The organism is Ancylomarina longa, from assembly GCF_003996985.1.
GTDB classification, from domain to species: Bacteria; Bacteroidota; Bacteroidia; order Bacteroidales; family Marinifilaceae; genus Ancylomarina_A; species Ancylomarina_A longa.
Genome location: NZ_RJJX01000046.1, coordinates 1 through 4913, shown reverse-complemented (window position 1 = coordinate 4913; position 4913 = coordinate 1). Strand labels below are relative to the sequence as shown.

Annotated in this window: 5 protein-coding genes; 1 reads left to right on the top strand and 4 read right to left on the bottom strand. The window is 35.7% G+C overall.

The window, feature by feature from the left end:
* Window positions 1-272: 272 nt before the first annotated feature.
* The 4 genes from DLK05_RS16245 to DLK05_RS16230 form a co-directional block, all read right to left on the bottom strand.
* A complete protein-coding gene (locus DLK05_RS16245; protein WP_127345057.1) occupies window positions 273-539 on the bottom strand; it encodes a hypothetical protein in 267 nt (88 codons plus the stop codon).
* An 83-nt stretch (window positions 540-622) separates the two neighbouring features.
* Window positions 623-1081, bottom strand: coding sequence for a hypothetical protein (locus DLK05_RS16240; protein WP_209319930.1), 459 nt, complete (start codon window positions 1079-1081; stop codon window positions 623-625).
* A gap of 244 nt (window positions 1082-1325) precedes the next feature.
* Window positions 1326-2069: a DUF6261 family protein gene (locus tag DLK05_RS16235; protein ID WP_127345056.1), complete on the bottom strand. Its 744-nt coding sequence runs from the start codon at window positions 2067-2069 to the stop codon at window positions 1326-1328.
* A gap of 903 nt (window positions 2070-2972) precedes the next feature.
* Window positions 2973-3560, bottom strand: a complete 588-nt coding sequence (locus DLK05_RS16230; protein WP_127345055.1) for an HD domain-containing protein — start codon at window positions 3558-3560, stop codon at window positions 2973-2975.
* Window positions 3561-3749: 189 nt separating this feature from the next.
* Between DLK05_RS16230 and DLK05_RS16225 the strand changes: the two genes are divergently transcribed.
* Window positions 3750-4118 carry a twin-arginine translocation signal domain-containing protein gene (locus tag DLK05_RS16225; RefSeq protein WP_127345054.1) on the top strand — a complete coding sequence of 123 codons (369 nt, stop codon included), beginning with the start codon at window positions 3750-3752 and terminating at the stop codon, window positions 4116-4118.
* The last annotated feature ends 795 nt before the right edge of the window (window positions 4119-4913 follow it).

Here is a 4913-nt window from a genome sequence, read left to right as displayed (position 1 = left end):
ATGGCTCGATGAACCTTTTGATCAACCAAAACCAAAGCCTATAATTGCAATCCAGGGGGTGCTATTTTAGAATATGACTTAAATACCACTGAAATGTGCGATTCTAGGTTGAGATAATGATAGTGGAAAAACGTTTAGGACAGGATTGTTTAGGAATTAGTTTTCCTGCTAGCGCGAGCTTATAGCTCACGCTAGCAGGATTTAATTCTAGCTTTTTTAGGCTTAAATATGTTTGCAATTTGTAACTTAAGTCTAATGCCAGAAGTATAAAATTACAGTAAATTAAGAAGAGCCATTTCCTGGTTGTCAAAACCTACCTGACCAGCAATTCTACGGTTATAACTCTTAATAGATCCATTAAGAGTAAATAGTCTAATTAAAGCCCAAAATCCAAAGCCACCCAAAGTGATATAATAAAGAATTTGTAACCCAATTTTCTCAAGTGAACCATACGACCATCCTAAGAATAAAAATAATAACCAAATTGTTGTTGGATTTGCTTTGCGACTTTCATAAGCCAGTAATTTGTTTGTGTCCATAATAATTAAAATTTATAAGTAGTTATTGTTAATTTATTTTTCTATTAAGTATGTTTTTAATGCCTGTTTTGTTAGTTTTCATTTTATTGTTGTTTTAGTTCTTCAATTTTTTGTTTAGCAGCATTAAAAGCAGCTTCTATTTCAGAAACATCATTAATAAATATCGTATTTCCTGAACCATATTTTGTTAAAACTAAATACCAAGCAAGCTTTCCCTTACTAACGTAGTAACCTAACTTAAATCCATCATCAGTTACAAATTTATTTTCTAGATAATTTGGATTAAGTGCTTTGTCCGTTGCTGATTCATATTTTAATGATGAAATTGCTTTTATTACTTCAAGTAAATCTTCGTAGGCTATAGACGCTGTTTTAGTATCATATTTTCCTTCTTTTGATATTTGATAAAAATACTCCACATCTTTGCCACTAATGAATTTCCTAATTTTCGTTTCAGCTGCGCCATAAGTTACTTTTAAATTAGGTAGTGAAAAATCAATGTATTTGACTATTACTCCGGTTTTAGATGCAAATGCATCCATTTTTGTAGCTTCTTGTTTAATGTCTTTTGCATCTTAAGCGAACAAGTTCGAAGTCATAAGAATCACACTGAATACTAATAATACTTTTTTCATTTTTGTTAAAATTAATGGTTATAATATGGTTTTTCTTCCATGCTCGAGCTTGTAGCTCGTGTCCTTTTGTAAAAATTAAAAGTAAGGTTTTAATAAAAGAGACAAGGCGTACACCTTGTCTCTGCCCAACTATTGATTAAATAAATATGACTTATTCCGCTTCGCTGTTTGCTTCTTCTTGAGCAACAGCTCGGCTTCTACGAGTCCTTATTTTTGTATTTACTAGTTCTATGTAGTGAGTGATTTTGGTGTAGGTGTCGCCATAGGCATCTGCTTGGATGTCGGCTAAAATACCCAGATAAGGCAGTAGTTTTGTATTGATAATATCAAGTATTTCTTTTTTCGCATTGTTCGAAGGAATTGTATTTTCTTTCAATGCTTTTACTTCCTGACCTTTTCGGTATGTACTTTGCAATTCGTTGTAAGCGGTTTTTGTTTGCTGATAGCTTTCCGAAACTCCGTGCAAATCGCTCATCGCAGCCTGATATTCATCACCGTCTAAATCATTGAACAATGCCAATGCTTGGGTCATTTGTTCTTCGTATCCCAGTTTATACAGGTAAGGATTTTTAGCCTCAATCTTATTCCAAATTTTATCAGCTTTCTCAACTTTATCCTGCTCTGATAAGCTCATATTTGCTTCCACAAACTTTTTAAAACAGATTAAGCTGCCATCAAAAACAGTATCTAAGGCTGAAATTTCCTGCGTAAATTCCGATTTCTTTTCTATACCAATAGAATGCAGAAGTACTTCTCCTTCCTTGCTTAGTTTTGTTACTATTCCAGTTAAATTCTGATCAGCACTTAAGTCTTTTTGTTTTAGTACTGATAAACAATTGCTGTGAGTGTCAAATGCCTCATTTGCAGTACAATTACTTAATAATTTAATTTCCATTTCAATTTTATTTTAGGGTTTATACTATTATTAGGCAATTCGAAGCTATGAATAAATAGGTGATTATGAGAATTATTTAAGGAGAAATATTAATATTTATGAAATTTACAAGTTGGCAGATTTGACAGGTCAAAATAAACTAGAAATTTATTAACTTAGAAAATTTTTATCTGAAATAAACCTGCATTTTGGTCTTCGAAACTCAGATTTCGAGCAAATGGCGATTGACTTGCTAAGCATCTTGGATATGCTAAGCAAGTTTGAGCGACTTGGGTATTTCAGGAAGTCAGATCTGGCGAAAATCCATTAGCTTTTACTCTGCGAAATTCAGATCTGAGGAAAACGCAATGCATTTTAGTCTGCGAAACTCAGATTTCGAGCAAATGCCGATTGACTTGCTAAGCATCTTGGAGATGCTAAGCAAGTTCGTGCGAATTGGATATTCAGAAACTCAGATCTGCCGAAAACCCAATGCATTTTGGATTGAGAAATTCAGATCTGGTGAAAACCCAACGCATTTTGGATTGAGAAATTCAAATCTGGCGAAAAAGCAATGCATTTTGGATTGAGAAATTCAGATCTGGTGAAAACCCAATGCATTTTGGTTTGAGAAATTCAGATCTGGCGAAAAAGCAATGCATTTTGGATTGAGAAATTCAGATCTGGTGAAAAAGCAATGCATTTTGGATTGAGAAATTCAGATCTGGTGAAAACCCAATGCATTTTGGTTTGAGAAACTCAGATCTGGTGAAAAAGCAACGCCTTTTGGTCTCAGAAACTCAGATCTGACAAAATCCACGCGGCAAGATGCTCTCGCAGGTCTGAGTTGGCAAAATCCATGTGGCAAAATACTCTCGTAGGTCTGAGTAGGTAAAATCCACGCAAAGCAGCTTGATAAAAACTTTAGAGATTGCCTTTTAGTTCTAATTCTTCCGCTACTTCCTGCATGGCTTCAATGCAGCCTTGAATTAAATCGGGGATTTCTATCTGCAACATCTCGGCACCTCTTTCGATAACTGTTCTGTCTACACCAGCGGCAAAGCGTTTGTTTTTCCAGTTGCGTTTTACCGATTTTACCCGTATATCCAACACCGATTTTGAGGGACGGATTAAAGCCGTAGTTCTTATTAATCCGGTTAGCTCATCTACTGCGTAGAGTGTTTTTTCGAGTATGCTTTGGGGTTCTACATCGGTACAGGTAAGGTATGCATGGCTTTCTACTGCGCGAATATATTCCTCCGGCCAATTGGCATCCTCTAAAATTTCGCGGGTCTTTTTACAATGCTGCTCTGGAAACTGATCCCAATCTAAATCGTGAACCAAACCGATAACACCCCATTTTTCTTCATCCGCTCCATGTTTTCTGGCGTAGTATCTCATGCAAGCTTCAACTGCTAAAGCATGAATAATAAGGCTTTCCGATTTGGTGTATTGTTTAAGCAAGGAAAAAGCTTCTTCCTTTGTAGGGATGTGGTGGTTTAAATTTGTCATTGGTAAAAAGAGTTTCGTTAGTGCCGTATTTCTGAAATCCCGAAAGGGAATTGAAAACAAAAAAGCAGCTATTAAATTGAAAATTCAAGGTAGTTTTTTCTGGCAAAAAGACTCAAATATTTTGCCTATTCTTTTTTAAACTGAATTTAAATAGTAGTTTTAAGACCTGAAAGTCTTAATTGTAAAAATATGAGTAATCAAAACAGCACAAGAAGAGGATTTCTTCAAAAACTGGGTCTTACAGTAGGAGCCGCAGCGCTTTTAGAATCGGAAGCATTGGCAAATGTGAATCCCAATCGTTTTTCTACTTTGAAAGATCGAAGTGCATTTCTGGAGAAGTATGAGAAATGGGTAAATGAGTATATCGAAGTGGTTGAAATAGAAAAGCAACAAGCACAGGATTTATCGAATAAACATAGAATCATGGAATTAGCTGATCAGGCCGACGGATGGCAAGATCAGATTAAAGAATATGTGAAACACGATGATTTTAAAAACAAATATCTGTCTATTTCTAAGCGATTTGCGGACGCCATAACTCCGGAATTGGAAGCGTAGTTGATATTTATCTTTTCATAATGGGGTGTTTCTTCTGAAACACAGGAGAGTGATGTTCTGCATCGCTCTTTTTTTGTATTCATCAGATTTATTCAGAAAAATATTATTTGTGAAAAGCCATAAAAAGTTTGTTTTTACGGGCATAGTGTGGCAATCTGTATGAACACGGACAAATCCAAAACACTTGCAATTCGCTTCGCGTTTATTAGAGCCTGAAAGGCTCCAATTCCTTAACTAGGGGCATCGCCCCTAGTATAACAAAACTGTAAATCATCAGCCTGAAGGGCTGGAATATGTCAGGCCTTCAGCCTGAATTAATCATGACACATACATACTAGGGGCGATGCCCCTAGTTCTGGTATATAAGCCCTTCAGGCTTCGGGATTAGCTGAATTATGTGATGTTTTAGTCTGAAATGATTCTTTGCAACGGAATATGTAGTTTGCTTAGAGTAAGTAGTGCATTGTGGATATGCTACTTTTGATGTGATAAAGCAACAGCCTTGTGAAATATTTATAGCACAAGATTAAATGAGAGGAAGAAGAGGTGCAGCGCACCGGGATATTAAATAGAAGGCGATACCCCGTTTCAAAGGTATCATCCCGAATCGGATAGAAATATTTGCAAGAAAAGCACATTTTGTCAATAAGGATATATTACGGTGCGCTGCACCTTTAATGTTTGTTGTAATATTCTGCTACAAAGATTTTGGTACTCCGTACCTCACAACAAATTGTTCTTGTTGTGATAAAGCAACAGCCTTGCGAAATATTTATAGCACAAGATTAAATGAGA